Annotated in this window: 23 protein-coding genes and 1 pseudogene; 5 read left to right on the forward strand and 19 right to left on the reverse strand. The window is 70.8% G+C overall.

What is annotated here, in order from left to right; all coding sequences use genetic code 11:
• The first annotated feature begins 30 nt into the window (after nucleotides 1-30).
• Nucleotides 31-714: a DUF4197 domain-containing protein gene (locus KGA65_RS19830; protein WP_375142662.1), complete on the forward strand. Its 684-nt coding sequence runs from the start codon at nucleotides 31-33 to the stop codon at nucleotides 712-714.
• A 43-nt stretch (nucleotides 715-757) separates the two neighbouring features.
• On the opposite strand, the gene yiaY is transcribed toward KGA65_RS19830, so the two are convergent.
• From yiaY to KGA65_RS19855, 5 genes are all read right to left on the reverse strand, one after another.
• Nucleotides 758-1909 (reverse strand): L-threonine dehydrogenase, encoded by a 1152-nt coding sequence (yiaY, locus tag KGA65_RS19835; RefSeq protein ID WP_225864854.1) that lies wholly within the window; start codon nucleotides 1907-1909, stop codon nucleotides 758-760.
• A 146-nt stretch (nucleotides 1910-2055) separates the two neighbouring features.
• Nucleotides 2056-3537: a peptide MFS transporter gene (locus KGA65_RS19840; protein WP_225864855.1), complete on the reverse strand. Its 1482-nt coding sequence runs from the start codon at nucleotides 3535-3537 to the stop codon at nucleotides 2056-2058.
• 90 nt (nucleotides 3538-3627) lie between these two features.
• On the reverse strand, nucleotides 3628-4527 hold the full coding sequence (locus KGA65_RS19845; protein WP_225864856.1) for a 5'-nucleotidase: 900 nt from the start codon (nucleotides 4525-4527) through the stop codon (nucleotides 3628-3630).
• 18 nt (nucleotides 4528-4545) lie between these two features.
• On the reverse strand, nucleotides 4546-5466 hold the full coding sequence (locus KGA65_RS19850) for an SPFH domain-containing protein (protein ID WP_225864857.1): 921 nt from the start codon (nucleotides 5464-5466) through the stop codon (nucleotides 4546-4548).
• 31 nt (nucleotides 5467-5497) lie between these two features.
• Entirely contained in the window at nucleotides 5498-5941 is a 444-nt protein-coding gene (locus KGA65_RS19855; RefSeq protein WP_225864858.1) for an NfeD family protein, read from the reverse strand.
• A 57-nt stretch (nucleotides 5942-5998) separates the two neighbouring features.
• Here KGA65_RS19855 and KGA65_RS19860 point away from each other — a divergent pair.
• Nucleotides 5999-6568: pseudogene (locus KGA65_RS19860) on the forward strand (MgtC/SapB family protein); the annotation flags it as partial.
• Nucleotides 6569-6571: 3 nt separating this feature from the next.
• Here KGA65_RS19860 and KGA65_RS19865 read toward each other — a convergent pair.
• The gene (locus KGA65_RS19865) at nucleotides 6572-7570 is read right to left on the reverse strand and encodes an AAA family ATPase (RefSeq protein ID WP_225864860.1); all 999 of its coding nucleotides are present in this window, start codon (nucleotides 7568-7570) and stop codon (nucleotides 6572-6574) included.
• Between the two features lie 256 nt (nucleotides 7571-7826).
• On the opposite strand from KGA65_RS19865, the gene KGA65_RS19870 reads away from it, so the two are divergent.
• Entirely contained in the window at nucleotides 7827-9377 is a 1551-nt protein-coding gene (locus KGA65_RS19870; RefSeq protein WP_225864861.1) for a methyl-accepting chemotaxis protein, read from the forward strand.
• 9 nt (nucleotides 9378-9386) lie between these two features.
• On the opposite strand, the gene gspF is transcribed toward KGA65_RS19870, so the two are convergent.
• The 11 genes from gspF to gspG form a co-directional block, all read right to left on the reverse strand.
• The gene (gene gspF, locus KGA65_RS19875; RefSeq protein WP_225864862.1) at nucleotides 9387-10604 is read right to left on the reverse strand and encodes a type II secretion system inner membrane protein GspF; all 1218 of its coding nucleotides are present in this window, start codon (nucleotides 10602-10604) and stop codon (nucleotides 9387-9389) included.
• Nucleotides 10605-10620: 16 nt separating this feature from the next.
• Nucleotides 10621-12057 carry a type II secretion system ATPase GspE gene (gspE, locus tag KGA65_RS19880; RefSeq protein ID WP_225864863.1) on the reverse strand — a complete coding sequence of 479 codons (1437 nt, stop codon included), beginning with the start codon at nucleotides 12055-12057 and terminating at the stop codon, nucleotides 10621-10623.
• A 4-nt stretch (nucleotides 12058-12061) separates the two neighbouring features.
• A complete protein-coding gene (gspD, locus tag KGA65_RS19885; RefSeq protein WP_225864864.1) occupies nucleotides 12062-14374 on the reverse strand; it encodes a type II secretion system secretin GspD in 2313 nt (770 codons plus the stop codon).
• A gap of 2 nt (nucleotides 14375-14376) precedes the next feature.
• Nucleotides 14377-15231 carry a type II secretion system protein N gene (gspN, locus tag KGA65_RS19890; protein ID WP_225864865.1) on the reverse strand — a complete coding sequence of 285 codons (855 nt, stop codon included), beginning with the start codon at nucleotides 15229-15231 and terminating at the stop codon, nucleotides 14377-14379.
• Nucleotides 15228-15734 (reverse strand): type II secretion system protein M, encoded by a 507-nt coding sequence (locus KGA65_RS19895; protein WP_225864866.1) that lies wholly within the window; start codon nucleotides 15732-15734, stop codon nucleotides 15228-15230. The genes gspN and KGA65_RS19895 overlap by 4 nt, the downstream gene beginning before the upstream one ends.
• Nucleotides 15731-17188, reverse strand: a complete 1458-nt coding sequence (gene gspL, locus KGA65_RS19900; RefSeq protein WP_225864867.1) for a type II secretion system protein GspL — start codon at nucleotides 17186-17188, stop codon at nucleotides 15731-15733. The genes KGA65_RS19895 and gspL overlap by 4 nt, the downstream gene beginning before the upstream one ends.
• 88 nt (nucleotides 17189-17276) lie before the next feature.
• The gene (gene gspK, locus KGA65_RS19905; RefSeq protein ID WP_225864868.1) at nucleotides 17277-18239 is read right to left on the reverse strand and encodes a type II secretion system minor pseudopilin GspK; all 963 of its coding nucleotides are present in this window, start codon (nucleotides 18237-18239) and stop codon (nucleotides 17277-17279) included.
• A complete protein-coding gene (locus KGA65_RS19910) occupies nucleotides 18239-18898 on the reverse strand; it encodes a PulJ/GspJ family protein (RefSeq protein ID WP_225864869.1) in 660 nt (219 codons plus the stop codon). Before KGA65_RS19910 ends, gspK begins: the two co-directional genes overlap by 1 nt.
• Before the next feature lie 6 nt (nucleotides 18899-18904).
• Entirely contained in the window at nucleotides 18905-19285 is a 381-nt protein-coding gene (gene gspI / locus KGA65_RS19915) for a type II secretion system minor pseudopilin GspI (protein WP_225864870.1), read from the reverse strand.
• Nucleotides 19282-19737 (reverse strand): prepilin-type N-terminal cleavage/methylation domain-containing protein, encoded by a 456-nt coding sequence (locus KGA65_RS19920; protein ID WP_225864871.1) that lies wholly within the window; start codon nucleotides 19735-19737, stop codon nucleotides 19282-19284. The genes gspI and KGA65_RS19920 overlap by 4 nt, the downstream gene beginning before the upstream one ends.
• Nucleotides 19738-19762: 25 nt before the next feature.
• Nucleotides 19763-20209, reverse strand: coding sequence for a type II secretion system major pseudopilin GspG (gene gspG / locus KGA65_RS19925; RefSeq protein ID WP_225864872.1), 447 nt, complete (start codon nucleotides 20207-20209; stop codon nucleotides 19763-19765).
• Nucleotides 20210-20228: 19 nt separating this feature from the next.
• Here gspG and KGA65_RS19930 point away from each other — a divergent pair, with 19 nt between their 5' ends.
• Entirely contained in the window at nucleotides 20229-20843 is a 615-nt protein-coding gene (locus KGA65_RS19930) for a hypothetical protein (protein WP_225864873.1), read from the forward strand.
• Here the strand turns inward: KGA65_RS19930 and KGA65_RS19935 are convergent.
• Complete coding sequence (locus tag KGA65_RS19935; RefSeq protein ID WP_225864874.1) at nucleotides 20828-21577, reverse strand: hypothetical protein; 750 nt, start codon at nucleotides 21575-21577, stop codon at nucleotides 20828-20830. The genes KGA65_RS19930 and KGA65_RS19935 overlap by 16 nt on opposite strands.
• A gap of 61 nt (nucleotides 21578-21638) precedes the next feature.
• Nucleotides 21639-22445 carry an enoyl-CoA hydratase/isomerase family protein gene (locus KGA65_RS19940; protein ID WP_225864875.1) on the reverse strand — a complete coding sequence of 269 codons (807 nt, stop codon included), beginning with the start codon at nucleotides 22443-22445 and terminating at the stop codon, nucleotides 21639-21641.
• Between the two features lie 160 nt (nucleotides 22446-22605).
• Here KGA65_RS19940 and KGA65_RS19945 point away from each other — a divergent pair, with 160 nt between their 5' ends.
• Nucleotides 22606-24726 (forward strand): 3-hydroxybutyrate oligomer hydrolase family protein, encoded by a 2121-nt coding sequence (locus KGA65_RS19945; RefSeq protein WP_225864876.1) that lies wholly within the window; start codon nucleotides 22606-22608, stop codon nucleotides 24724-24726.
• Nucleotides 24727-24731 lie beyond the last annotated feature (5 nt).

Raw genomic sequence — 24731 nt, forward strand, 5'->3', positions numbered from 1 at the left:
GTGACAACTGATCCGAGATGGGAGACCTGGATGCAACGACGGGACTGTGGCCGCTGGTTGGGGGGATGGATGTTGGGGGCCGGCCTGGGCTGGCCGCTGGCACGGGCCGCGGGGCTCAGCGAGGCGGACGCTTCGCTGGGGGTGAAGACGGCGCTGGAGCGGGGCGCGTCGAGTGCGGTGGCGCTGCTGGGGCGGCCCGACGGCTTTCTGGGCAACCCCCAGGTGCGCATTCCGCTGCCCAGCGGGTTGAAGGAGGCCGCGCAGCTGCTGAAGTTCACCGGCCAGCAGAAGCGGGTCGACGAACTGGTGACCGCGATGAACCGGGCCGCCGAGGCGGCGGTGCCCGAGGCCAAGACGCTGCTGGTGCAGGCGGTCAAGACCATGTCGGTCGAGGATGCGGTGGGCATCGTGAAGGGCGGCGACACCTCGGTGACCGACTTCTTCGCCCGCAGAACCCGCGCGCCGCTGACCGACCGCTTCCTGCCCATCGTCACCCAGGCCACCGAGAAGGTGGACCTGGCGGCCAAGTACAACGCGGTGGCCGGCAAGGCCAGTGGTCTGGGCCTGGTGGCGCAGGAGGATGCCAACGTCCAGCAGTACGTCACCCGCAAGGCGCTGGATGGCCTCTATCTGATGATCGGCCAGGAAGAGAAGAAGATCCGCCGCGACCCGGTGGGCACCGGCAGCGCGATCCTCAAAAAGGTATTTGGCTGAAGGGTGCGGCGCGGGCTGCCACCCGCGCCGCACCTGGGGCCGTTCAGAGCGCGGCGCGGAAGATCGCGCAGACTTCCTCGAAGGTCGGTTGCACCGGGTTGGTCAGGCCGCAGGCGTCCTTCATGGCGTTGGTGGCCAGGGTGGGGATGTCGGCCTCCTTGGCGCCCAGGCTGCCCACACCGGCCGGAATGCCCACGTCGGCGCTGAGCTGGCGGATGGCGGCCAGGCAGGCGTCCGCGGCCTGCGCGTCGCTCAGGCCCGCGGTGTCCGCCCCCATCGCGCGGGCCACGTCGCCCAGGCGGGCGGCCGCCACGCGGGCGTTGAAGGCCTGCACATGCGGCAGCAGGATGGCGTTGCAGACGCCGTGCGGCAGGTCGTAGAAGCCCCCCAGCTGGTGGGCCATCGCGTGCACATAGCCCAGCGAGGCGTTGTTGAAGGCCATGCCGGCCAGGAACTGGGCATAGGCCATGGCCTCGCGGGCCGCCACGTCCTGGCCCTGGGCCACGGCGGTGCGCAGGTGCTGGCTGATCAGCGTGACCGCCTTGAGCGCGCAGGCGTCGGTGATCGGGTTGGCCGCGGTGGAGACATAGGCCTCGACCGCATGCGTGAGCGCGTCCATGCCGGTGGCGGCGGTCAGCGAGGCCGGCATGCCCAGCATCAGCTCCGGGTCGTTGACCGACAGCACCGGGGTGGTGTGCTTGTCGACGATGGCCATCTTCACGTGGCGGGTCTCGTCGGTGATGATGCAGAAGCGCGTCATCTCGCTGGCGGTGCCGGCGGTGGTGTTGATGGCCACCAGCGGCAGCTGCGGCTTGGCGGACTTGTCCAGGCCCTCATAGTCGGTGATGTGGCCGCCGTTGGCGGCGACCAGCGCGATGGCCTTGGCGCAGTCGTGCGGCGAGCCGCCCCCCAGCGAGATCACAAAGTCGCAGGCGTGGGTCTTCAGCAGGGCCAGACCGGCTTCCACGTTGGCCACGTTGGGGTTGGGCTTGACGCCGTCGAACACCACCGAGGTGACGCCGTGCTGGCCCAGCAGCTCGGTCACCTTGGCCACCAGGCCGGTGCGCACCAGCGGCGCGTCGGTGACGACCAGGGCCTGACGCCAGCCCTTGGACTGGATGTCGAGGGCGGCGTCCTTCAGGCAGCCGGTGCCCATCAGGTTGACGCTGGGGATGAAGAAGATCGTGGTGCTCATGGCAGCTTCCTGGCGACAGAGGGTTGCGTGGCAAAGACCGGTGGCCACCTCATGGGCGAACACCGGTCGGCTGCGGCGCAGTCTGAGCGCAGGACGCGGGTGGGGATTTGAGCCCCATCAAGAGAACCGGGGCGCGTCGGGCGGCTTCAGCGTGCCGCCCGGCCCAGGCGCGTCAGCCAGGGCGTGATCAGCAACAGCAGCACGCCAGCGCCGATGGACGAGCTGAACAGGAACACGAAGGGCGGGATGCCGCTGCCGGCCAGCAGGCCTTCCAGCGCGCCGGCCAGGTAGTTGGCCACGCCAATGCCGGCCAGCCAGACGCCCATCAGCAGGCCCATCAGCCGGGTCGGCGCCACCTTGGACACCATGGCGTAGCCCACCGGCGAGAGCATCAGCTCGCCAATGGTGTGCAGCACGTAGACGCCGGCCAGCCACAGCGGGCCGACCGAGCCCAGCGCCTGGGCCCGGTTCTGCGCGGCGGCCATCAGCACGAAGCCCAGGCCCAGCACGATCATGCCCAGGCCCATCTTGGCCGGGTCCGGCAGCGCGTAGCGGCTCTGGTCCAGCCGCAGCCACAGGGCCGAGAACAGCGGCGCCAGCACCATGATGGCCAGCGGGTTGATGCTCTGGAACCAGGAGGCCGGGATCTCCCAGCCCGCCAGGTGGCGGTCGGTCTGCTGGTCGGCGAACAGGCTCATCGAGCCGCCGGCCTGCTCGAAGCCCATCCAGAACACGATCACGAACAGCGTGGTGATGGCGATGGCGGCGATGGCAGACAGCTCGGCCCGGCTCAGGGCGGGGCCGGCGTGGTCGCGCCCGGGGCGCTTCAGCCCGATCAGGGCCACGCCCAACAAAGCCAGGCCCGCCAGCGTGCGGCCGGCGTTGCCCAGCTGGGCCCAGAGCGGCGCCAGCAGATGGCCGCCGGCCAGCACCGCCAGCACCAGTGCCAGGCTGCCGACGCTCCACAGGGCGATGCGTGGCAGGTCGGCCCAGCCGATCGCCGACTGGCCCTCGCGCAGGCCGGCGCGACCCAGCCGGGCCTGACGCCACAGCAGCGCGGCCAGGCCGAAGGCCATGCCCACGCCGGCGCTGGCGAAGCCCCAGTGCCAGCCCAGGCGCTCGCCCAGCGAACCGGCCACCAGCGGCGAGAAGAAGGCGCCCACGTTCACGCCCATGTAGAAGATGGTGTAGCCGCCCGCGCAGCGCGGGTCGCCCGGCGCGTAGAGCATGCCCACCAGCGAGGTGCTGTTGGGCTTGAAGAAGCCGTTGCCGACGATCAGCAGGCCCAGCGCGACATGCAGCAGCGGTTCGAAGGCCATCGCAAAGTGGCCCAGCATCATCACCACGCCGCCGATCACCATCGCCAGCCGGGCGCCCAGCCATCGGTCGGCCAGGTAGCCGCCGATCAGCGGGGTGATGTAGACCAGGCCGGTGTAGATCCCGTAGAGCCGCAGCGCATCGGCCCGCGCATAGCCCAGGGCGTTCACGAGGTAGAGCACCAGCAGGGCGCGCATGCCGTAGTAGCTGAAGCGCTCCCACATCTCGGTCATGAAGATGACCTGGAGGCCGGGGGGGTGTCGTCGGGTGGTCGTGGCGGGGGTGCCGCCGGCGGAGGCAGGTGAAGTCATGCGGGTCGTGACAGGTCGGAACAGGACCGCCCAGCGACCGGGTGGGCCGCGGGCGAAACCGCGTATTGTCGCCAGCCGCGCGGGCCGGGCTCAGCGCGCGTTCATCGTGCCGGCGTCGACATGGCCGGAGGGCACATGGGAGGCGGCGTTTTCGACATGCCGGGTCTGGTCGTCGAAGAAGAAATCGGGCTCAAACTCGGCCAGGAAGGGCCCCTTGTCCCAGCCGCCCAGGAACATGGCCTCGTCCACCGGCACCTGCCAGGCCATCAGCGTGCGGATGGCGCGCTCGTGGGCCGGCGCGCCGCGGGCGGTGACCAGCGCGGTGCGCAGGCCCATGCCGGTCTCGGGCGTGCTCTGGCGCAGCCGGGTCAGCGCATCCAGCAGGGGCTTGAAGGGGCCGGGCGGCAGGGGGCGGGCCGCCTGCTCGGTCTCGTGCTGCTGGAAGGCGGCCAGGCCATCGCGCTGGAAGATCTGCTCGGCCTCGTCGGAGAACAGCACCGCGTCGCCGTCGAAGGCGATGCGCAATTCGTCGGGGTGGGCGTCGGACGCCCGGCTGGCATGTGGCAGCACCCGCGCGGCCGGCACGCCCGCGGCCAGGGCCGAGCGCGCATCGGTGTCGTTGGCCGACAGGAAGAGATGGGCCTGCAGCGGCCGCAGGTAGCGCCAGGGGCTTTCACCCCGCGTGAAGACGCCGCGCTCCAGCGTCAGCCCGTGCGACTGGGCCGAGCGGAACACCCGCATGCCCGAGACCGGGTCGTTGCGCGAGAGGATGACCACCGCCACCCGCGGCTGGTCGCGGTTGAAGGCCAGCAGCTTCTGGACCAGCGAGAAGGCCACGCCCGGCGCGGCGGGCTGGTCCAGGCGCTGCATCTGCAGGGCCATGTAGGCCTGGTCGTCGCCGGTCTCGAACAGCCGGTTCTCCTCCTCGAAATCGAACAAGGCCCGCGAGGAGATCGCGACCATCAGGCGGTCGGTGGGGGTGGCGGCCATGGTGGGGTGGCCCGGCGCTCAGCGCGGGCCGGGGGTGGCGCCGCCCTTCATCAGCGCCATCGCGGTGCCGATCAGCCCGGCCACCTCGCCCATGTGCCCGGGCACGATCATGGTGTTGTTCTTCTGGGCCAGCTGGGCGTAGGCCTCCACCGCCTTCTCGGCCACCTTGAGCTGCACCGCCTGCTCGCCGCCCGGGGCCTGGATGGCCTGGGCCACCTGGCGGATGGCCAGCGCGGTGGCTTCGGCCACGGCCACGATGGCGGCGGCCTGGCCCTGGGCGTTGTTGATCTCGGCCTGGCGCTGGCCCTCGGAGCGGGCGATGAAGGCCTCGCGCTCGCCGGTGGCGATGTTGATCTGCTCCTGCTTGCGGCCTTCGGAGGCGGCGATCAGCGCCCGCTTCTCACGCTCGGCGGTGATCTGGGCCTGCATGGAGCGCAGGATCTCGGCCGGCGGGGTCAGGTCCTTGATTTCGTAGCGCAGCACCTTGACGCCCCAGTTGGCGGCGGCTTCGTCCAGGGCGCTGACGACCGCACCGTTGATCTGGTCGCGCTCCTCGAAGGTCTTGTCCAGCTCCATCTTGCCGATCACCGAGCGCAGCAGCGTCTGCGCCAGCTGCGTGATGGCGAACACGTAGTTGCTCGAGCCGTAGCTGGCCCGCATCGGGTCGGTCACCTGGAAGTAGATGATGCCGTCGACCTGCAGCTGGGTGTTGTCCTTGGTGATGCAGACCTGGCTGGGCACGTCCAGCGGAACCTCCTTGAGCGAATGCTTGTAGGCCACCCGCTCGATGAAGGGGGTGACGAAGGCCAGGCCGGGCGTCAGCGTGCGGTCGTACTTGCCCAGGCGTTCGACCACCCAGGCGTTCTGCTGCGGCACGATCTTGACGGCCTGACTGACGAAGATGGCCGCAATGACCAGCAGCACGAGGGCGATTTCCATGGGGCAGTCCTTCGGGTGAGGGGTTCGGGGATCAGGGGGCGGATTGCAGTGGCACCAGCACGAGGCCGGTGGCCTCGACCGCACTGATGCGGTGCGGCCCAGGGTGGCCGGCGGTGCCGTGTTCGAGGCGGGCGTTCCACTGGGTGCCCCGGTGCTCGACCCGGGTGGTGCCGTCGGGGTTCCAGCGGGTCACCTGCACCGTGGCGCCGATGTCCAGGTGCAGGTCGCGGTTCTGGGCCTCGGGCGCGCCCCGCGGACGCAGCCGGCGTTGCCGTTGCAGCAGGGCGGTGGCACCACCGCCCACCACAGCAGCGGTGGCGATCTGGACCACCAGGCCCAGGCCGGCATGGGCAGCCAGCGCGGCGGCCGCCGTGCCGAGGGCCAGCATCAGCAGGTAGAAGGTGCCGCTGGTCAACTCCAGGGTCACCAGCAGGCCGGTGGCCACCCACCAGGCGGTCGAGGCCGCGAATTCCATTGTGTTTGTCCTTGCGGAGAAGCCGGGGCCCCAGTGTAGGGGCAGGCTCAGGCGGCTGGCATGCGCACCTACAGCCTGGTCTGCATGGCGTCGGCCGCGCTGACGGTGATGACGGGCTATCCGAGCGCCTGGTATGGGGGCTTTGACGGCACGGCGGCCCTGCATACCGGGGATCCGACCCGGGTGATCCAGGGCATCGTCACCGGCATCGGCTTCCTCGGGGCCGGGGTCATCATGAAGGACGGGCTGACGATCAGCGGCCTGACCACGGCGGCCTCCATCTGGGCGGCGGCGGCCATCCTGCTGGCGCTGCTGTGCGCGGGCACCATGATGTGGGGCGCCAAGGTCGAGGCCTGGCTGCCTTCGCACCACGCCTTGGGGGTGACGATCCAACTCGCCGCCGGGGCGGCCCTGGAGGCCGCCGCGCTGGACACCTTCCTGCGTGGCCTGGGCTACGAACTGGCACCGGGCTCGCTGTCGCTGCGTTGCGAGGCCGGTCTGACCGAATGGCGCTTCGTGGCCATCATCCAGCGCCGCAGCGAGGCCGCGCCGCTGGATGCCCTGGCCCAGGCTCTGGGCCGGCAGGCCTGGGTGGCCGGCTACACCCTGGCGCCGGCCCGCAACTGAGGCTCAGTGCACGAAGCCCATCGTGGTCTTGCGGCTGCTGCCCGCCGCCGGCAGGTCCTTGAGCAGCAGGGTGCCGCGGCCATCCAGCCGGGCATTGCCGAAGGCGGTCATCCAGGCCCGGCGCATCTCGCGCGGGGCCACCTCGGCCAGGTGCTCCAGCACCGCCTGCGAAGGCGCCTCGTCGAAACGCTCGCCCCAGGCGTGGGCGGCCCGGATCGACTGGTAGAGGCGCCGGGCGATGGCCCGCGCCGCTTCCAGATCGGGCATCTGCACCTCATAGACGTTCATCCGGTTCAGGATGGGCTCGGGGATGCTGCGCTCGTCGTTGGCGGTGGCCACCCAGATCACTTGGCTGGCATCGATCGGCACCTCGGCGAACTCGTCGGTGAAGCTGTGGGCGGTGTCGTGCTCCAGCAGGCTGTAGAGCGCGCCCAGCGGGTCGTAGGCGTGCTCGCCGCGGGCCTTGTCGATCTCATCGACCACCATCACCGGGTTGGCGTACTGGCCGTCCACCAGGGTCTCGAAGACCTTGCCGGGGCGCGCGCCCTTCCACTGGCTGGAGGCGCCTGAGAGCACCCAGCCGGCGGTCAGCGCGCTCATGCTGATGAAGCCCATGCCGGTGCCCAGCAGCTGGGCCACCTCGCGGGCGAAATGGGTCTTGCCCACGCCGGGCGGGCCCAGCAGCAGCATGGGGGTGATCTCCAGCGCGTCGCGGCTGTCCTCGACCAGCGCGATCTGGCGGCGCAGGTCGTCCAGTGCCTCGTGGAAGTTGGGCAGTTCGTCGTAGAGGTGGTCCATGGCCGGCAGGCCGGCGGGCTTGACCTGGAAGCGCTCGGGCCCCTTTTCCAGCATGCGCTCGTAGGTGCTGCGCAGGTGCTCGTGCTCCCGGTCGGGTAGCTTGGCCAGGCGCTGCTCCACCTCGTTGACGCGGTAGACATTGCGCATCCGGGCGATCGGGATCGATCCGCCCTGAACGGTCATGAGCTCGTGAGATGTGGACATCGAACCTCCATCCAATCCGGCACCGGCCGCCCCGGTGCCTTCATTGCAGCAAAGCACCCGCCGCACCCAAACCGCGATCAGCGGTCGGATGCGGGCTCAGTTCGGACGAAAGCAAGAGACAGGCCATTGGCAGGGCGCTCTGACGGTGCATTCGGCCGCTTTTCTCCCGTTCGGCGGCCGGCCGGCCTCCAAGAATGCAAGCCGATCAATTGATTCACAGCTGAAATATTTGAGTCATCACATCTAGGGAGTTGTCATGGGTCTTCAGAACCTGACCATCGGACGTCGCCTGGCGGTCGTCCTGTCCATCATCCTGGGCCTGTCACTGCTCAGCGCCATCGCCAGCGTGGCCATGCTCCACACCCTGGGGCGGGAAGTCCACGCGATGGTGGACGACCAGCTCAAGGTTGAGCGCGCCGGCGAAGGCTGGCTGAACAACACCACCGCGGGTGTGCAGCGGGCCGCCGCCATCGCCAAGAGCAGCGATGCCACCTTGGTGGGCTACTTCGCCCCGGCCAGTGCCAAGGCGATCCGGGACACCGATGCCCTTCAGAAGGTGATCGAGGCGGCCATGGACACCGACGAAGAGCGGGCCGAGTTCGACAAGGTGACGGCACTGCGCAAGGCCTACCTCGGCGCCCGGGAGGCCGTCAGCCAGCTGAAGAAGGCTGGTGATGTCGAGGGCGCCAGCAAGCTCTTCAGCGAGAAGTTCGAACCCACCTCGGCCGCCTATCTGGCGGGCGTCGCGAACCTGGTGACCCTGCAGCGCAAGACCTTCGACCAGTCCGCCGCCGAGGTGGAGGCCTTGCGGCTGCGGGCCATCACCGTGCTGATCACGGTGGGCGCACTGGCCGTCGGCGTGGGGGCCTTCCTGGCCTGGCAACTGGGCCGCAGCATCACGGTTCCGCTGCGTGAGGCGGAGCTGGCGGCCACGGCGGTCGCCCAGATGGACCTGGGCCAGCCCGCCCGTCAGCGCTATGCAAAGGACGAGACCGGCCAACTCATGCGCGCCATCGACCGCATGCGCGAGGCCTTGCGGCAGACGGTGCAGGAGGTCCGGCACTCGGTCGACAGCATCTCCACCGCCAGCGCGCAGATCGCCACCGGCAACCAGGACCTGAGCGCCCGCACCGAACAGACCGCCTCCAACCTGGAGGAGACGGCATCTGCGATGGAGCAGCTCACCAGCACGGTGCGCAACAGCGCCGATGCGGCGTCGCAGGCCAACCAGCTGGCGGCGTCTGCCGCCACGGTGGCCGAGCGCGGCGGTGCGGTGGTGGGTGAGGTGGTGGCGACGATGAATGCCATCCACCAGTCGAGTCAGAAGATCGCGGACATCACCGGTGTGATCGATGGCATTGCCTTCCAGACCAACATCCTGGCGCTGAACGCGGCGGTGGAGGCGGCCCGGGCCGGCGAGCAGGGCCGGGGCTTCGCCGTGGTGGCGGGCGAGGTGCGCAGCCTGGCGCAGCGCTCTGCCGAGGCCGCGCGCGAGATCAAGACCTTGATCAGCGCGAGCGTCGAGCGGGTGGAGACCGGCTCCCGCCTGGTTGGCGATGCGGGCAGCACCATGTCCGAGATCGTGACCAGCGTTCAGCGCGTCACCGACATCATGGGCGAGATCAGCTCGGCCACCCGTGAGCAGAGCCAGGGGATCGGCCAGGTCAATGTGGCCGTCACCGACCTGGACCGGATGACCCAGCAGAACGCGGCGCTGGTGGAGCAGTCCACCGCCGCGGCCGAAAGCCTGAAGGACCAGGCCAGCCGCCTGAGCAGCGTGGTGTCAGCGTTCAGGTTGGGCGCCTGAGGCCCGGCCTCACTTGACCCAGGTGTTGAGCTGGATGATGGGCAGCAGCACCGCCAGCACGATCAGCATCACCACGCCGCCCATGCCGACGATGAGCAATGGCTCCAGCAGCGTGGCCAAGGCCATCGCGCGGCGCTGCACCTCGCTGCCGAGCTGGCGCGCGGCGCGCTCGAGCATCAGCGGCAGCTGGCCGGTCTGCTCGCCCAGGCGGGCGAACATGGCCAGCAGGCCGGGGAAGCGCTTCTTGCCGGCCAGCGCCGAGGCCAGCGGCGCGCCTTCACGCACCTGCACCAGCGCGTCCATCGCGTCGGCCCGCATGGCGTGGTTGCCCAGGGTCTCGGCGGCGGCCTGCAGGGCCTTCAGGATGGGCACGCCCGCGCCGGCCAGCATGGCCAGCGTGCCGGCAAAGCGGGCCGCGTTGTAGCCGCGCGAGAGCCGGCCCACCAGCGGCACCTGCAGCAGCCCGGCGTCGAAGCGGGCGCGGAAGCCGGGGTTGCGCAGGGCCAGCACCAGACCGCCCGCCCCGGCGGCCCCCAGCACCAGCACCAGCAGGCCCCAGTGGCGCACGAAGCTGCTGATGGCCAGCATGGCCACCGTCAGCCCGGGCAGCGCGTGCTTGCCATTGGCAAACACCGAGGCCACTTGCGGCACCACGTAGCTGACCAGGAAGGTCACGATGACCACCGCGATCAGCGAGACGATGGCCGGGTAGAGCATCGCGCCGATCAGCTTGGCGCGCAGGGCCTGGCGTTCTTCCAGGTCGTCGGCCAGGCGGTCCAGCACCAGGCCCAGGGCGCCGCTGGCCTCGCCGGCCGAGACCACGGCGCGGTAGACGTCGTCGAATTCGCGCGGGGCGGTGGACAGCGCACGGGCAAAGGGGCTGCCGGCGTTCACTTCGCTGCGCAGGTGGGCGATGAGTTCGCGCTGGCGTGGTTCCTCGGCCTCATCCGCCAGGGCGGTCAGCGCCCGTTCCAGCGGCAGGCCGGAGCTGACCAGGCCGGCCAGCTGGCGGGTCCAGACGGTCAGACCGCTGCTGCTGAAGGCGCGACGGCTGCGGGGCAGCATCGTGCTGCCGTCGGCCTCGTCCATCGCCACCGGCGTGACGCTCAGGGGCACCAGGCCCAGGGCCCGCACCTGGGCCCGGGCGGCCTTGGCATGGTCGGCCTCGACCAGACCATGCAGGGTCTTGCCGGCGTCGTTGAGGGCCTCGTACTTGAATGCGGACATGGTGCTGGGGTGGGGCTCAGTCGCGGGTCACGCGCAGCACCTCTTCGAGCGAGGTGATGCCCGCGGCCACCAGGCGCTCGCCGTCTTCGCGCATGGAACGCAGGCCGCCGCGTCGCGCGGCTTCGATGATCTCGCTCTCGGCCGCCTGGCTGTGGATCAGGGCCTGCACGGCCGGGTCCACCACCATCAGTTCGTAGACGCCGGTGCGGCCCTTGTAGCCGCTGCCGCCGCACTCGGGGCAGCCCACGGCCACCCAGCGCGGCTGGCCGTCCGGGCCGGGCGGGCCCGGCTTCTTGCAGTGGGCGCAGAGCTTGCGCACCAGGCGCTGGGCCTGCACGCCCAGCAGGCTGGAGCTGAGCAGGAAGGGCTCGACCCCCATGTCCACCAGCCGCGTGACGGCGGACGGGGCATCGTTGGTGTGCAGCGTGGCCAGCACCAGGTGGCCCGTCAGCGAGGCCTGGATGGCGATCTGGGCGGTCTCGAAGTCGCGGATTTCGCCGATCATGATCACGTCCGGATCCTGGCGCAGGATGGCGCGCAGGGCCTTGGCGAAGGTGAGGTCGATCTTGGCGTTGACCTGGGTCTGGCCGATGCCCGGCAGCTCGTACTCGACCGGGTCCTCCACCGTCAGGATGTTGGTGGTGGCGGTGTCCAGCCGGCCCAGGCTGGCGTACAGGGTGGTGGTCTTGCCGGAGCCGGTCGGGCCGGTCACCAGCACGATGCCGTGGGGCTGGTGAACCAGGTGGTCGAAGGCGCTCAGCACCGCACCGTCCATGCCCAGGCCCTCGAGCGTGAACTTGGATTCGGTCTTGTCGAGCAGCCGCAGCACTGCGCGTTCGCCGTGGGCGCTGGGCAGGGTCGAGACCCGCACGTCGATGGCCTTGCCGCCGATGCGCAGGCTGATGCGGCCGTCCTGCGGCAGGCGCTTCTCGGCGATGTCGAGCTCGGCCATGATCTTCAGCCGGCTGATCAGCGCGGCATGCAGCGCCTTGTTGGGCTGCACCACCTCGCGCAGCGTGCCGTCCACCCGGAAGCGCACCGAGCTGCTGCGCTCGTAGGGCTCGATGTGGATGTCGCTCGCGCCGTCCTTGGCTGCCTGCGTCAGCAGGGCGTTGAGCATGCGGATGATGGGGGCGTCGTTGGCGGCCTCCAGCAGGTCCTCCACCGCCGGCAGCTCCTGCATCATGCGCGAGAGGTCCACCGCGCTCTCGACCTCGCCGATCACCGAGGCGGCGCTGCCCTCGCCGCCGGCATAGGCCTCGGCCAGGCGCTGGGCCAGGGCCTCGGCCGGCACCGGCTCCAGCCGGTCCACCGCATAGAGCCGCAGCACCTCGCTCAGCGCGCTGCGCGGGCTGCTGTCGGCGCACTGCAGCACCAGGTGCTGGCCATCGTCCTCCAGCAGCAGGGTGTTGGCCTTGGCGAAGGCGTAGGGCAGGGGATGTCGCTGGCCCATGGCGTCAGTTCTTGTTGGCTGCGCTGTCGTCCGTCGCCGGTGCCGGCGACGACGGGGCCGGGCGTTCGACCGGTGCCACCGCGTCGGGGCCCATGACCAGCGGTGCGGCGGGCACCTTCTGGCCTGGCAGCCGTTCGGGCAGCAGCGGTGCGCTGTCCACCGGCAGCAGGATGTCCTTCTCCGGCTGGGCGCTCTGCTGCAGCGCGCGAATGGCGTCGTAGCGGTCCACCACCAGCTTGTCCATCGAATTGTTGTCGCGGATGACCACCGGGCGCAGGAACAGCATCAGGTTGGTCTTGGTGCGGGTGCGGCTGTCGTTGCTGAAGAGTCGCCCGACCCAGGGGATGCTGCCCAGCAACGGCACCTTGCTGTCGCTGTCGCCATACTCGTCCTTGAGCAGACCGCCCAGCACCATGGTCTGGCCATCGTCGACCACCACAGTGGTCTCGATCGAGCTCTTGTCGGTGATGGAACTGCCATCGGAGCGCAGGGTGGAGTTCTCCTGGTAGACCGTCATGCGGATCGTGCCGCCCTCGCCGATCTGGCTCTTGATGCGCAGCACGATGCCCACGTCCTTGCGCTCGACCGTCTGGAACGGGTTGACCGAGTTGCTGCTGCCGCCGGTGTTGGTGTAGCTGCCGGTCACGAAGGGCACGTTGGAGCCGATGACGATCTTGGCCTCCTCGTTGTCCAGCGCCACCAGATTGGGGGTGGACAACACATTGGCGCCAGCCTGGGTTTGCAGGAAGTTGGCCAGGGCCCCCAGCGTGAAGGCCCCGTTGATCCGGTTCAGGATGCCGATGTTGATGCCCTGGTTGAGCGAGGCGGCGGTGCTGGCGCTGCTGGTGCTGCTCGAGCTGCTGCTGGTGCCGGTGAACTGCGCCAGGGTCAGGTTGGCGATGTTGCCGGTGCTGCCGTAGTTGGTGCCGACGTAGCCGATGGTGTTGTTGCTGGTGCTGCCCAGGATGCCTTGCCACTGCACGCCGAGTTGCGCGGCCTTCTGGGCATCCACCTTGACGATCATGGTCTCGACATAGACCTGGGCGCGGCGGGTGTCGAGCTGGTCGATCACCTGGCGCATCTGCCGGTAGACCGGCTCCGGGGCCGAGATGATCAGCGAGTTGGTGGCGGGGTCGGCCTGGACCTGGCCGCCGGTGGAGACCGAGGCGGTGGCGTTGACCGGGGCGGTGGAGGCGCTTGACAGCGCGGTGGTACTGGTCGTGCTGGTGCTGCTGCCCAGGCCGGGGTTGGTGGCGGGCGTGGTCGGGCGGCTGCTGTTGCCGGCATTGCCGGTCAGGCTCGCACCGCCGGCCGTCGCGCTGTTGCCGCTGCTGGCGGCGGCGGCACCGCTGGCCATCGCCGCCCGCAACACCTCGGCCAGGCGCACGGCATCGGCGTTCTTCAGGTAGACCACCCAGATGTTGCCGGCGGGCCCGCCGCCGGGCACCGGGCGGTCGAGCTTGTCGATCAGGGCCTTGGCCGCGGCCATGCGGGTCGGGTTGGCGGCGCGGATCACCAGCGCGTTCGTCCGGGGCTCCACCAGGATGGAGGTGCTGCTGCCCGCCTGCGCGGCCGCGGCGCCGGGGGCGTTGGTGGCGGCCACGTCGCTGAGCTTCTGCACCAGCGGGGCCAGATCGGACGCCATCGCGTACCGGATGGGCACCACCTCCACCTCGGAGGCGGCGGGCTGGTCCAGCGCGGCAATGATCTTGCCCAGGCGCTGCAGGTTGTCGGCGTAGTCGGTGATGACCAGCGTGCCGTTGCTGGGATTGGCGTTGATGGTGTTGTTGGCGCTGATCAGCGGCCGCAGCACCGGCACCAGGTTGTTCGGGTTCTCGTGGTTGAGGCGGAAAATCTGGGTGATGATCTGGTCGCCCCGGGCGCTCGACGTGCCCACCGCCACGGTGCCGGCCTGCAGCTTGGCCTCGGCTTCGGGCACCACCTTCAGCAGGCCGGCGTTCTCCACCACCGTGAAGCCCAGGCCGCGCAGCGCGGCCAGGTAGCTGCGCCAGGCTTCCATCGGTGGTTGCGGTTTCTCGCTGGTGACGGTGATCTTGCCGCGCACCCGCGGGTCGACCACGATCTGGCGGTCCAGCATGGTGCCGATGGCGCGCGAGACGGCGTCGACATCGGCGTCGACGAAATTCAGCGTCACCGGCGCGTGGTGACGGGTGGCCGGCATCGGCGGATCCTCGCTGGCCGCGTGCAGCGGGAAGGGGACCGCCAGGCTCAGCGACAGCAGCACGGCCAGGGGCTTGAGGCGGGTCTGCGGTGCGGCCTGGACGCCGCGCGGTGCGTGGTGGTTACGAGAGCTCATGTTCACCCGATGGAAATGATGGACCGCGCCCCCTGGCGGCGGCCGATGATGTTCAGCAGATTGTTCAGGACCGGTTCCTGCCCGGGCGCAGCCTGGGCCTGCCCCTGGAAGCGCAGGCGACCGCCCCGCCATTCGCCCTGGCCTTGCAGCTGCAGGGCCCCTTCCAGGGTCTGCAGGTTCAGGCGGGCGGGCCCGCCCGCCTGACCGGAGAGTTGCAGCCGGTAGCTGCCCAGGCTGTCGAGTGGCACCAGCCGCGAGGACACCTGCATCAACTCGGCCTGTGCCAGGCCCTGGACCGACAGCGCGCCGCCTTGCAGTGTCAACACCAGGCCTTGGCTGCTCAGCCGCAGCTGGCCATCCGGGCGCAGGGTGTTCCAGGGCGCGCCCAGACCGCTCAGCCACGCGGCGGGCCATTGGCCCAGGGCGCCGCCCGGGGCGGTCTGGACTTCGATGCGGTTCTGGCGCCAGCCGGCCAGCCAGCGCACGGTGAAGGGCTGCGCGGCGCAGCAGGGCTGCGACAGGGTCAGGCTCAGGCCGTTCCAGTGCAGGCCCAGCCGCCAGTGCAGGCGCGAGGGCAGCACGGCGGCATCCCGGCTGCCGGGCCCGCCCGTCAGCAGGGGCAGGGCGCTGCCGTTCCACCAACTGCCCTCGGCCTCGGCCAGCTGCAGCCGTCCGTCGGTGGCCTGGCTGACCGCCTGGGCCAGCCAGGCGGCAGGCAGCACGGCCGGCAGGGTCAGCAGGCTGCCGACGACGAGGCCGGCCCCCGCCCAGGCGCGCAGCCGGGCCTGGTCCGGCCGGGGGGGCGCCGATGCGCGGGCGAGGCCCGGGCGCGCGTGCAGACGGAAGGCCCGGGTCATGGCTGGCCCGGCAGGCTGACGACGATGCGGCCACTGAAGTGGCCGGTGCCGTCGCGCTGCAGTTGCAGCTCGATCGGGCGGGTCCGCGCGCCCTGGCGCGCTTCACCCAGCCAGCTGCGCAGCTGGTCGGGCGTGGCGTTCTGGACAGTCAGCGTGGCCCGGTCCCCCTGCACGGCCAGTTGGCCCACCGAACCCAGGCGCTGGGTGGCGGACTGCAGGGCCTCGGTGGCTTGGGCGCTGGTGATGGGGGGCTGGCCCTTGAGTTGTTGGGCCTCGGTGGCCAGGCGCTGCATCTGCAGCCACTGGGCCTCGAGCTGCTCGGCCTGCGGCGGCACTTCACGCCAGGTGCGCCAGACGGGCCGGATGGCCACCAGCCAAAGCAGCAGCAGACCCAGGGCGAGGCCCATGGCGGCCACCAGGTTTTTCTCTCGGGCGGTCAGGGTCTGCCAGCGCGCCTGCAAGGGCGCCAGCAGGGCGGGGCGGGGGACAGCGGCGTCGCTCATTCGGTGTTGCTTTGGGAGGGGGCGGTCGGCGTCGGTGCCTTGCCCAGGGGACGCAGGGGCACGTTGGCGGGCGGCGGGCCGGACACGTCCTCTTCGTCATCCTCGGCCGAGGGGACCGGCGTTGGCGTGGTGGCCGGGACCGGGCGGGCCTGCGGGCCGGGACCGGTGGCGGTTGGCACGGGGCCGGGCGGGCCGGCGGGAGCCGCCCCCACGGGCGGCAGGGCGCCGGGGCGGGCCTTCACGATGCTGGGGCCGCTGGCCGAAGGCTCGGCATCCAGGCCCAGCGGCAGCAGCCGGCTGCGAAAGCCGTCCACCTCCTGGGGCGTCCAGCCGGGGCTGCTCAGCGTCAGGCGGCCGGGCTCGAAGTGCAGGGCGCTGGCGGGGCCGCGGCCCGGTGGCCAGGCAGCCTCGCTGGCGTAGAGCAGTGGCTCCAGATCGGTGTCCCCCGGCTTGCCGGCGGCCATGCGCAGCAGGTCGATTTCCTTCTGCATCTGGGCGGGCGGGTCGATCACGGCCTTCACCTGGGGAAAGCTCTGCTGCAGCAGCGCCGTCATGGCCTGCTGGCGCACGGCCAGCGCATGGCGTTGCTGCCAGGCCCAGACATTGGCGCCGACCAGCTGGATGCCGATCAGGGCCGCCAGGCCGATGCGGGCCGGGCGCCAGCGCGGGCTGCGCCACAGCGGCAGCAGGGCTTCGCGCAACGCCCGTTGGCCGCGACGCTGGGCGGCCAGGTCGAATTGGCGCAGGTTCCAGTCGGTGCTGGCCGCCTGCAACAGCCAGTCGCCGGCCGAGCCGGCCGCCACCGGCTGGCCGGCCAGCTCGGCCGCCCGGCCGGCGGTCTCGGGCGTGGCGCTCCAGTGGACGGTGGCGTCGGCCGGCACGCGGTTCAACAGGGCCGTCAGCAGGGGCTGGGGGCCGGCGCCGCTCAAGGGCAGGCAGACGGGCCCATCGGCATCGCGCCAGGCCAGCCGGGGGTGTTCGGCCGGGCCGTAGGCGTGGGCGGCGATCGGACCGTCGGGCAGCCAGCCCGGTACGACCCGGTCCAGGCTCAGGCCGGCCGGTTCCAGGCGGGCGATCTGCTGCTGCAGGCTGCTGCGGTGGACGGCCGCCACCCAGACCGATTCACCGGCGCGGGCCTGCGGTGGCAGCGCGAAGTGGAGTTCGGCCGCGTCGTCCAGCAGCGCCTCCTCCAGCAGGCCGGCCAGGGCCTGGCGCAGGCGCGGGCCGCTGGCCTTGGGCAAGGTGATGCGGTGCCAGCTGATGTCTTCCGGGGCCAGCACGGCCACCCGCTGATCGGCCGCCGGCAGCTCGGCGACCGGGCAGCGGCCGCTGCGGGTCAGGTGCCGGCCATCCTGGCTGAAGGCGAAGTCCAGCGTGTCGGCGGCGGGCTCGGCGTCGGCAGGTTGGGCGGACAACCGGGGCCTGGCAGGCAACTGGACGATCAGGAGGGACATGGGGTGAAGGCGGAACGAAAGAAGCGTCGGACGGCGTGGCCTATTGTGGCTTGGGACGGCGTGGGCTGAAACGCATGGCTTGGGGGCTTTACAGCACCGGCACCCGCTCGCGCCAGAGGACCCGCACGTTCAGCCCGCGGCGCTGGACCAGCGAGACCTCCCGTTGCACCGAATCCTCATAGCGCAACTGGCCGGTGACCAGAAAGTAGCTGCTGGTCGTGCCGACATGCTGCGCTTCCAGCTTCACCTTCTGGCCCAGCAGGGACTGGGCCGCGGACAGCTGCTCGAAGCCTTTCTTGAGCGTCTGGCGCTGCTGCACCAGACGTTGTGCGCTGGCCCGGTCCAGCCCCTCGACCACGGCCATCAGCACTTCCGGTGGGGCCGTGTTGATGTTGACCGGTGTTCGTTGCGGCAGGATGACCAAATAGGGTTTGAGCTTCTCGACCGTGGCGTTGTCCAGGCCCAGCCAGCGCAACTGGTCGACCCGCTGGATCCGCACCGGGGCGCCGGCCTGGATCTTCTGACCCTCGTCGGCCAGGTCCTGGGCGTCGCTGGCGGCCTGCATGTCCTCCGCAATCACGCTGGCCACGCTGGACGGCAGTCCCAGCAGGTCGCACAGCCGGGCCAGGATGGCCTGCCCGGCCTGGAACAGCTTGGCGTCGTCGGTGGCCAGGTTCTGCAGGTTGTAGCGGCTCTGGGCATCGCTGATGTCGCCCGAGAGGAAGGCGTTCAGGTCGGTGTCGGTGGTGTTCTCCTGCCCGGCTGACAGAAAGGTGGACAGGCGGATCTCGGCCAGCCCGGTGGCCCAGGGTTCGGTCAGCGCGTCAGAGCCGCCCTCGCGCGCATCTTCGCGCAGGATCAGGCGGGCCCAGTCCAGCGCGCCGTCGAGCAGCCAGGAGGACTGCACCCGGGCCCGCTCGGCGGTTTCCACCTCGATGGCGCGCCACTGCTGCCAGACCATGCCGGCGGCCAGCGTGGCGACCAGGGTCACGATGACCATGGCCAGCAGCAGGGCGGCGCCGCGTTCGGCGTGGCGGGGCGGGCGTCGCATCAGCGTTCTCCGGCCAGCGCCACGTCGCGGGTCAGCAGCCCGGTGGGCAGCCGCAGCACCAGCCGCACCCCTTGCGGCAACTGGTCGGCTTCCTCGTCGGCCGTGTCGGCATCGCTGGCGGCCGAGGCTGCGGTCGCGGCGGCTGGCGTGCTGCCGGCACTGGACTGCGCATTGCTCCAGGCGTTGTCGCCCTGCCGGTAGTAATAGACCTGCCATTCCGACACCTGGCCCAGCATCGGCAGCGCGCCGTCGCGGATGCCGGACCACTGCTGGCTGCGCAGCCACCATTCCTGCAGATCGGCGATGCGCGTCTGCGGAGGCGAGGCCCAGCGGTAGAGGGTGTCGCCCTGCAGCATCCAGACCACCAGCACCATGCCGGTCTTGCTCTGGCGGGTCAGCCGCAAGGCGGCGCCGTCAAAGCGCAGTGCGGGCGCGCCCGGCGTGCGTTGCACCTGGGCCAGGTCCTGTTCCCACTGGGAGACGGCGGTCGACAGTGCCAGGGTCTGGTCGGCATGGCTTTGGGCGCCATCGCGCGAGCGCACCAGGGCATCGATGCCACGCCAGGCCATCGTGGCCAGCACGGCCATGATGAACAGGGCGACCAGCACCTCGACCAGTGTGAAGCCCCGCGGGGTGGACAGCGAAGGAGTGGGGCGCATGCCGGGTCAGTAGCGGGACAGCACGGTCGAGAGCGTGACCAGGTTCTGGCCGGACTCGTCGGTGACCGTGACGTCGATGCGCCGGAAACTGGGGTTGAGGGTGGCCTGGACCTTCAGCGCGTTGGTGAACTGACGGCCCAGCTGCGAACAGCTGGCGGTGGAGGTGCCCAGGTCCGGGTACTGGCGCGAGAGCTTCAGCCCGGCGAGGGCGTTGCCAGCGCACCACTGGGCCAGCGTCACGTCCGAGAGCCGCTGGGCATTGCCCAGCAGGGTGCCGGCGGCCCGGCTGCCCGCGGCCAGCGCGATGGCCACGATGGCCACCGCCACCAGCACCTCGACCAGTGTGAAGCCCCGGGGCCGATGGCGAGACGGTGGGAAGCGGGTCATGGGGCGGTCCCGCCGGCGTCACCGACCGGCTGGAAGGGCCCCAGGCCATCGGTGGCCAGTACGACGCGGCGCTCACCCAGGCTGATCACCACCCGTTGCGCGCCGATCACCGGCTCGGGCCCCAGCACCAGTTGGGGGGCACCGATCACCTCGGCGCGGGTGTCCGGATCCAGCCAGCGGTCGGGCAGGTGGACCGCCTCGGGCAGGCCCAGAAAACGAAAGCCCGGCGCGTTGGGCTGGGGTTGCCAATCCACCTCGACCCCCATCGCCCGAGACCGGGCCCGTGCGCCTTCCAGCAAGGCGCTCAGGCGGGCGGCCTCCTCGTCCAGGCGGGCGGCGTTGCTGTCGCGCAGGGACAGCGTCGCCATGCCGACGACCACGGCCAGCAGCGCCATCACCACCATCAGTTCCAGCAGTGTGAAGCCCCGTGGCAGGTGGTGTGGCGTGGCCATGGCCGGTTGAAGACCGCCGACGGCCTTATTGCCAGGAGCCGATGTCGGCGTTCACACCCTCACCACCGCTCTGGCCGTCCGCGCCCAGGCTGTAGACGTCGATGTCTCCCTTCACGCCCGGGTTGGCATACAGGTAGGGGCGGCCCCAGGGGTCGTTGGGCAGCTTGTCCAGGTAGGGGCGCCAGTTGGGCGGCACCGGGACCGTGCTGGGCTTGTGGATCAGGGCCTCCAGGCCCTGCTCGGCCGTGGGGTAGCGCTGGTTGTCGAGCTTGTAGAGCTTGAGCGCCTGCATCAGGTTGCCCACATCGGTCTTGGCCGCTGTCACCCGCGCGTCATCGGCGCGGTCGAGCACATTCGGCACAATCAGCGCCGCCAGCACGCCGATGATCACCAGCACGACCATCAGTTCGATCAGCGTGAAACCGGCTTGGCGCAGCCGTCGGATCGGCTGCTTTGAAAACGTCACAGACATGATGGTCAGGGGAGGCCGGATGGCCATGGTTCTCAATGTGGGCCTGCATGATAATCGTCCGATGGCGTCGCGTTTATTAACGTTCGTGGTGTGGGCCCTGGTGGCCGTCAGTGCTCTCTTCTGGGGTCTGAAGCTGTTTGTCCGTGCCCCGGGGCTGCCCAGCGGCGCCCAGGCCGTGGTGGCCGGCTTGCCGCAGGGCGGCGGCCTGACCCGGGTGCTGGGCACCGTGGTCGCGGCGCAGGACGATGAAGGCGATGACGAGGGGGAGGGCCGCTTCCAGCTCTGGGGCATCGTGGCCCCGGTCGGCGCGGCCGCGCACAGCGAGGGCGTGGCGCTGATGTCGGTCGACGGCCAGCCGCCCCGGCCCTGGCGCACGGGGGCGGTGGTCTCCGGTGACACGGTGCTGCTGTCGGTCAGCAAGCGCACGGTGCAACTGGGCCCCAAGGGGGGGCCGGCCAGCACCGAGTTGACGCTGCCCGATCCCGACACGGTTCAGCGCAGTGCCCCCGGCGCGGCAGCCCAACCCAACCACCCGCGGTTGGTGGCGCCGCTGCGCCCCATGATGCAGGATGTGCCCGTGCCGCAGGCCCAGCCGGGCACGGCGCCGGCCCCAGCCGCTCAAGACGAGGAGTGAGGGCGCTCGGCCGCCCCACATGGGGGCGGCAGGGGCGGCACAAAGTCCCAGCCGAACGGGCCATCCCGCAGCTGGATCGGTCCTTCTGCCGCCGGGCAGTCCGGGCGGGCCGACCGGCGCCAGTGCAGGTGCAGCGCGGCGCTGTCCGTGCGCCAGCGCCGGAAGCTCAGCTGCAGTCCGGTTGGTGCGTCGTAGCGGAAGACCTGGCTCCAGCGTGTGCCGCTGCGCTGGAGCAGCGCGATGCGGCTGCCTTCGGTCGCAGCGCGCTGGTCCACGGTGATCATCAGGTGACCGTCCGGTGCGGGCCAGGGCGGTGCATCCAGCGCCAGGCGTTGTCCCGAGGCCAGCGCGGCCAGGGTGAAGTGCACGTCGGCAGCCTGCAGCGCCACGCCGGGCGGCAGCAGCGGCCACTGAGCGATCAGCCAGTCGGTGCCATGCCGGTCGAGCGGGCCAACGGCGCGGTATTGGCCTTCGGGGCCATCGAGAAAATCCACCGAGGGGCGCTCAGGGGCCTGAAGCCGCAGCAAGGCCCCTTCCCGCTGACCCCGGGCTGAGGCCGAGAGCACCGCGACCTCGCGTGCCGCCAGGCAGGGCAGTGGTGAGGCCGCTTCACGGCACTGCGCCCACCACAGCGGTGCGGGCTCCAGGGCAGCGGCCGACGCCATGCCGGCGGCCAGCAGCAGACCGGTGGCTCCGGTGATGGTTCCAGCAAGCCGCGTCCCTGTGCGTGCCATGAAGCTCCTCCTGCGGTCGATTCTGCATGGCGACCCAGGCCAGGGGAAGCGCCGGCGGTGTTCAGCCGCGCGCCGGGTCGTCCGGATCCAGGAAGCGGGCCGGGCGCTTCTCGTTGAAGGCGGCCAGTCCCTCGCGGTGCTCGGCCGAGGGGGCATAGGCGTAGTGGGGCGCCCGCTCCGCGCGGTTGCTGGCGGGAGCCAGGGTGAAGCGGCGCAAGGCCTGCTTGTTCAGCCGCATGGCCTGGGGCGAGAGCTCGGCGATGCGCTGGGCGGTGCGCAGCGCGTCGGCGGCCACGTCGCCGTCGGGCAGCACCCGCGTCACCAAGCCACGCTGCCGGGCCTCCTCGGCCTTGAGCACCCGGGCCTCGAGCAGCAGCTCGCGCAGCACGGTTTCGCCGACCACGCGGGCCACGATCTCGATCTCACGCGGGGCCATCGGAAAACCCAGCTTGGCGATTGGCACGCCAAAGCGGCTGCTTTCACCGCACAGGCGCAGGTCGCAGCAGGCGGCGATCTCCAGCCCGCCACCGATGCAGGCACCGTCGATCTGCGCGATCAGCGGTACGTCACAGGCCAGCATCGCTTCCAGCGCCGGGGCGACGGTCTCCTCGTGGAAGTCGGCCAGCGTCGCCGGGTCGAAACGGAAGCGCGGGAATTCCTCGATGTCGCCGCCGGCCACGAAGCTGCCGCCTTCACCCCGCACGATCACTGCCCGTGGCGGCCGGGCGGCCTGGCGGATGGCGTCGAAGCCGCTGCGCAGGTCATGCCACATGGCGATGTCCAGCGCGTTGAGCTTGCCGGGATGGCTGATCACGACATGGGCGATGCCCTGGGCATCGGCGGGATGGAAATGAATGTGGCCGGGCATGGCGGTTCGGTGACAGAGGTAGAGACGAAGTGGATGCCACGATTTCACCACGCAGGGGACTGGCATTGGGACTATCCCGCGGAGGGGGCCACAAGCCCGGACCGGCCCCGCAGAATCCGCTCGGCCTCCGTGCCTGGAGGCCACCACAGGGAGAGACACGATGAACCATGTCATGAACGGTCGCAGCCAGCTGCGAGCGCTGGGGCTGCTGTGCGTCTGGATCGGCGTGGCGGGGGCGGCGCTGGCCGCGGGCCACCCCTTGCCACCCGGGGTGCGCGGGCCGGTGACGGTGCGGGTGACCGATGGCGTCAGCGACGATCTGCTGACCGCGGGCCTGGGCAAGACCGGGCTGATGGGGGCCACGCCGGCCTATGTCGATCCGGCCCACCCGACGGCCAGCGAGCTGCGCCGCAACGCGATCTACACCAACTACCGGGCGCTGGTGGACATCACCGCGCTGGGGGGCATGGGGGTCTTCTACGGGCCCAACATCGACATCCATGGCCAGGACACCCTGGGTGAAGGCAAGATCGCCGGCCGCGAATACCTGGCCTGGGCCGATGACGGCAGCGGGCGCCAGAACGTGACCCTGATGGTGCAGGTGCCGGTGGGCTTCGATCCGGCCCGCCCCTGCATCGTCACGGCCACCTCGTCGGGCTCACGCGGCATCTACGGGGCGATCGGCACTGCCGGTGAATGGGGGCTCAAGCATGGCTGTGCGGTGGCCTACACCGACAAGGGCTCGGGCAACGGCTACCACGACCTGATGACCGGGGTGGTCACCTCGCGCGAGGGGCTGCCGCTGGACGCGGCCAGCGCCGGCACCGAGGCCCTGTTCCGAGTGCGTGCGCCCGCCCCGAAGCTGGCGGACTTCAACGCGGCCCTGCCCCAGCGCATGGCCTACAAACACGCCCACTCGCGGCTGAACCCGGAGAAGGATTGGGGCCAGGACACGCTGAGCGCGGTCCGCCTTGCCCTCTACGTGCTGAACGAACAGCATGCGGGCGGGCGCCGCCTGACCCCGGGCAACACCCTGGTCATCGCCTCCAGCGTCTCCAATGGCGGTGGTGCGGCGCTGGCCGCGGCCGAGCAGGACACCGAGGGCCTGATCGACGCGGTGGCGGTGAGCGAGCCCAACGCCCAGCCCCGGCCTACGCCGGGGGTGCAGATCCGCCAGGGCAGCACGACGGTGCCGGTGACCGGTCTGCCGCTGATCGACTACTTCACGCTGGCGGCGCTCTACCAACCCTGTGCCCTGCTGTCCTCGCAGACGGGCCTGTCGATGGACCCGGCCTTCTGGCCCGCCAGCTACACCAGCTCGGCCCAGCAGCGCTGCACCGGCCTGGCCGAGCGTGGGTTGGTCAGCGGTGACACCGTGGCGGCCCAGGCCGACAGCGCCTGGGCGGTGCTGCTGGCCCACGGCTGGACGCCCGAGAGCGCCTTCCTGCAGCAGTCGCACTTCCGGCTCGCCACCAACGCCATTGCGGTGACCTACGCCAATGCGCTGGGGCGTTTCAGCGTGCTGGACGACCTGTGCGGCTACAGCTTCGCCAACACCGACGCCAGCGGGCTGCCCATCGCCCAGTCGGCGCTCACCCAGGCGGGGCTGTTCGCCAGTGGCAACGGCATCCCGCCCACCTCGGGGGTGAACATCGTCTACGACGGCTCGGTGGGCGGGCCGCGGCTGGACTTCCTGTCCAGTTCGCCCAGCACCGGCCGGGCCGACTTCGGCCTGGATGGCGCGCTGTGCCTGCGGGCCCTGGCCACCGGCCGGGATGCCGCTACCGGGCGCAGTCTGACCGGTGCGATGGCCGCGGCGGCGGCGCGGGTGCAGGCTGGGGTGGCCCAGGTGCAGTTGGGGGCCCGTCTGCATGGCAAGCCGACGCTGATCGTGGCGGGGCGCAGCGACGCCCTGCTGCCGGTGAACCATGCGGCCAGGGCCTATTTCGCCCGCAACCAGCGGATGGAGCCGGGCAGCCCCACCCGCTACATCGAGGTGACCCATGGGCAGCACTTCGACGCCTTCCTGTCCTACGGGGCCCTGCTGGGCTACGACACGCGCTTCATCCCGTTGCACGTGTATTTCAATGCCGCGCTGGATGCGGTCTGGGCCCATCTGACCACCGGCGCGCCGCTGCCCGCCAGCCAGGTGGTGCACACGGTGCCGAGGGCGACCAGCAGCACGCCGCTGTCCAGCGCCAACCTGCCGCCGATCGAGACGATACCGGCGTCGGGCAGCCAGATCGTGTTTTCAGGCCACACCCTGGTGGTGCCCGACTGAACCGT

Source organism: Ideonella benzenivorans (assembly GCF_020387415.1).
Taxonomy (GTDB): Bacteria; Pseudomonadota; Gammaproteobacteria; order Burkholderiales; family Burkholderiaceae_C; genus Ideonella; species Ideonella benzenivorans.

Coding starts and splice junctions, on each gene's coding strand:
- KGA65_RS19830 (WP_375142662.1), top strand. CDS start 31: ATGCAACGACGGGACTGTGGCCGCTGGTTGGGGGGATGGATGTTGGGG.
- yiaY (WP_225864854.1), bottom strand. CDS start 1,909: ATGAGCACCACGATCTTCTTCATCCCCAGCGTCAACCTGATGGGCACC.
- KGA65_RS19840 (WP_225864855.1), bottom strand. CDS start 3,537: ATGACTTCACCTGCCTCCGCCGGCGGCACCCCCGCCACGACCACCCGA.
- KGA65_RS19845 (WP_225864856.1), bottom strand. CDS start 4,527: ATGGCCGCCACCCCCACCGACCGCCTGATGGTCGCGATCTCCTCGCGG.
- KGA65_RS19850 (WP_225864857.1), bottom strand. CDS start 5,466: ATGGAAATCGCCCTCGTGCTGCTGGTCATTGCGGCCATCTTCGTCAGT.
- KGA65_RS19855 (WP_225864858.1), bottom strand. CDS start 5,941: ATGGAATTCGCGGCCTCGACCGCCTGGTGGGTGGCCACCGGCCTGCTG.
- KGA65_RS19865 (WP_225864860.1), bottom strand. CDS start 7,570: ATGTCCACATCTCACGAGCTCATGACCGTTCAGGGCGGATCGATCCCG.
- KGA65_RS19870 (WP_225864861.1), top strand. CDS start 7,827: ATGGGTCTTCAGAACCTGACCATCGGACGTCGCCTGGCGGTCGTCCTG.
- gspF (WP_225864862.1), bottom strand. CDS start 10,604: ATGTCCGCATTCAAGTACGAGGCCCTCAACGACGCCGGCAAGACCCTG.
- gspE (WP_225864863.1), bottom strand. CDS start 12,057: ATGGGCCAGCGACATCCCCTGCCCTACGCCTTCGCCAAGGCCAACACC.
- gspD (WP_225864864.1), bottom strand. CDS start 14,374: ATGAGCTCTCGTAACCACCACGCACCGCGCGGCGTCCAGGCCGCACCG.
- gspN (WP_225864865.1), bottom strand. CDS start 15,231: ATGACCCGGGCCTTCCGTCTGCACGCGCGCCCGGGCCTCGCCCGCGCA.
- KGA65_RS19895 (WP_225864866.1), bottom strand. CDS start 15,734: ATGAGCGACGCCGCTGTCCCCCGCCCCGCCCTGCTGGCGCCCTTGCAG.
- gspL (WP_225864867.1), bottom strand. CDS start 17,188: ATGTCCCTCCTGATCGTCCAGTTGCCTGCCAGGCCCCGGTTGTCCGCC.
- gspK (WP_225864868.1), bottom strand. CDS start 18,239: ATGCGACGCCCGCCCCGCCACGCCGAACGCGGCGCCGCCCTGCTGCTG.
- KGA65_RS19910 (WP_225864869.1), bottom strand. CDS start 18,898: ATGCGCCCCACTCCTTCGCTGTCCACCCCGCGGGGCTTCACACTGGTC.
- gspI (WP_225864870.1), bottom strand. CDS start 19,285: ATGACCCGCTTCCCACCGTCTCGCCATCGGCCCCGGGGCTTCACACTG.
- KGA65_RS19920 (WP_225864871.1), bottom strand. CDS start 19,737: ATGGCCACGCCACACCACCTGCCACGGGGCTTCACACTGCTGGAACTG.
- gspG (WP_225864872.1), bottom strand. CDS start 20,209: ATGTCTGTGACGTTTTCAAAGCAGCCGATCCGACGGCTGCGCCAAGCC.
- KGA65_RS19930 (WP_225864873.1), top strand. CDS start 20,229: ATGGCCATGGTTCTCAATGTGGGCCTGCATGATAATCGTCCGATGGCG.
- KGA65_RS19935 (WP_225864874.1), bottom strand. CDS start 21,577: ATGGCACGCACAGGGACGCGGCTTGCTGGAACCATCACCGGAGCCACC.
- KGA65_RS19940 (WP_225864875.1), bottom strand. CDS start 22,445: ATGCCCGGCCACATTCATTTCCATCCCGCCGATGCCCAGGGCATCGCC.
- KGA65_RS19945 (WP_225864876.1), top strand. CDS start 22,606: ATGAACCATGTCATGAACGGTCGCAGCCAGCTGCGAGCGCTGGGGCTG.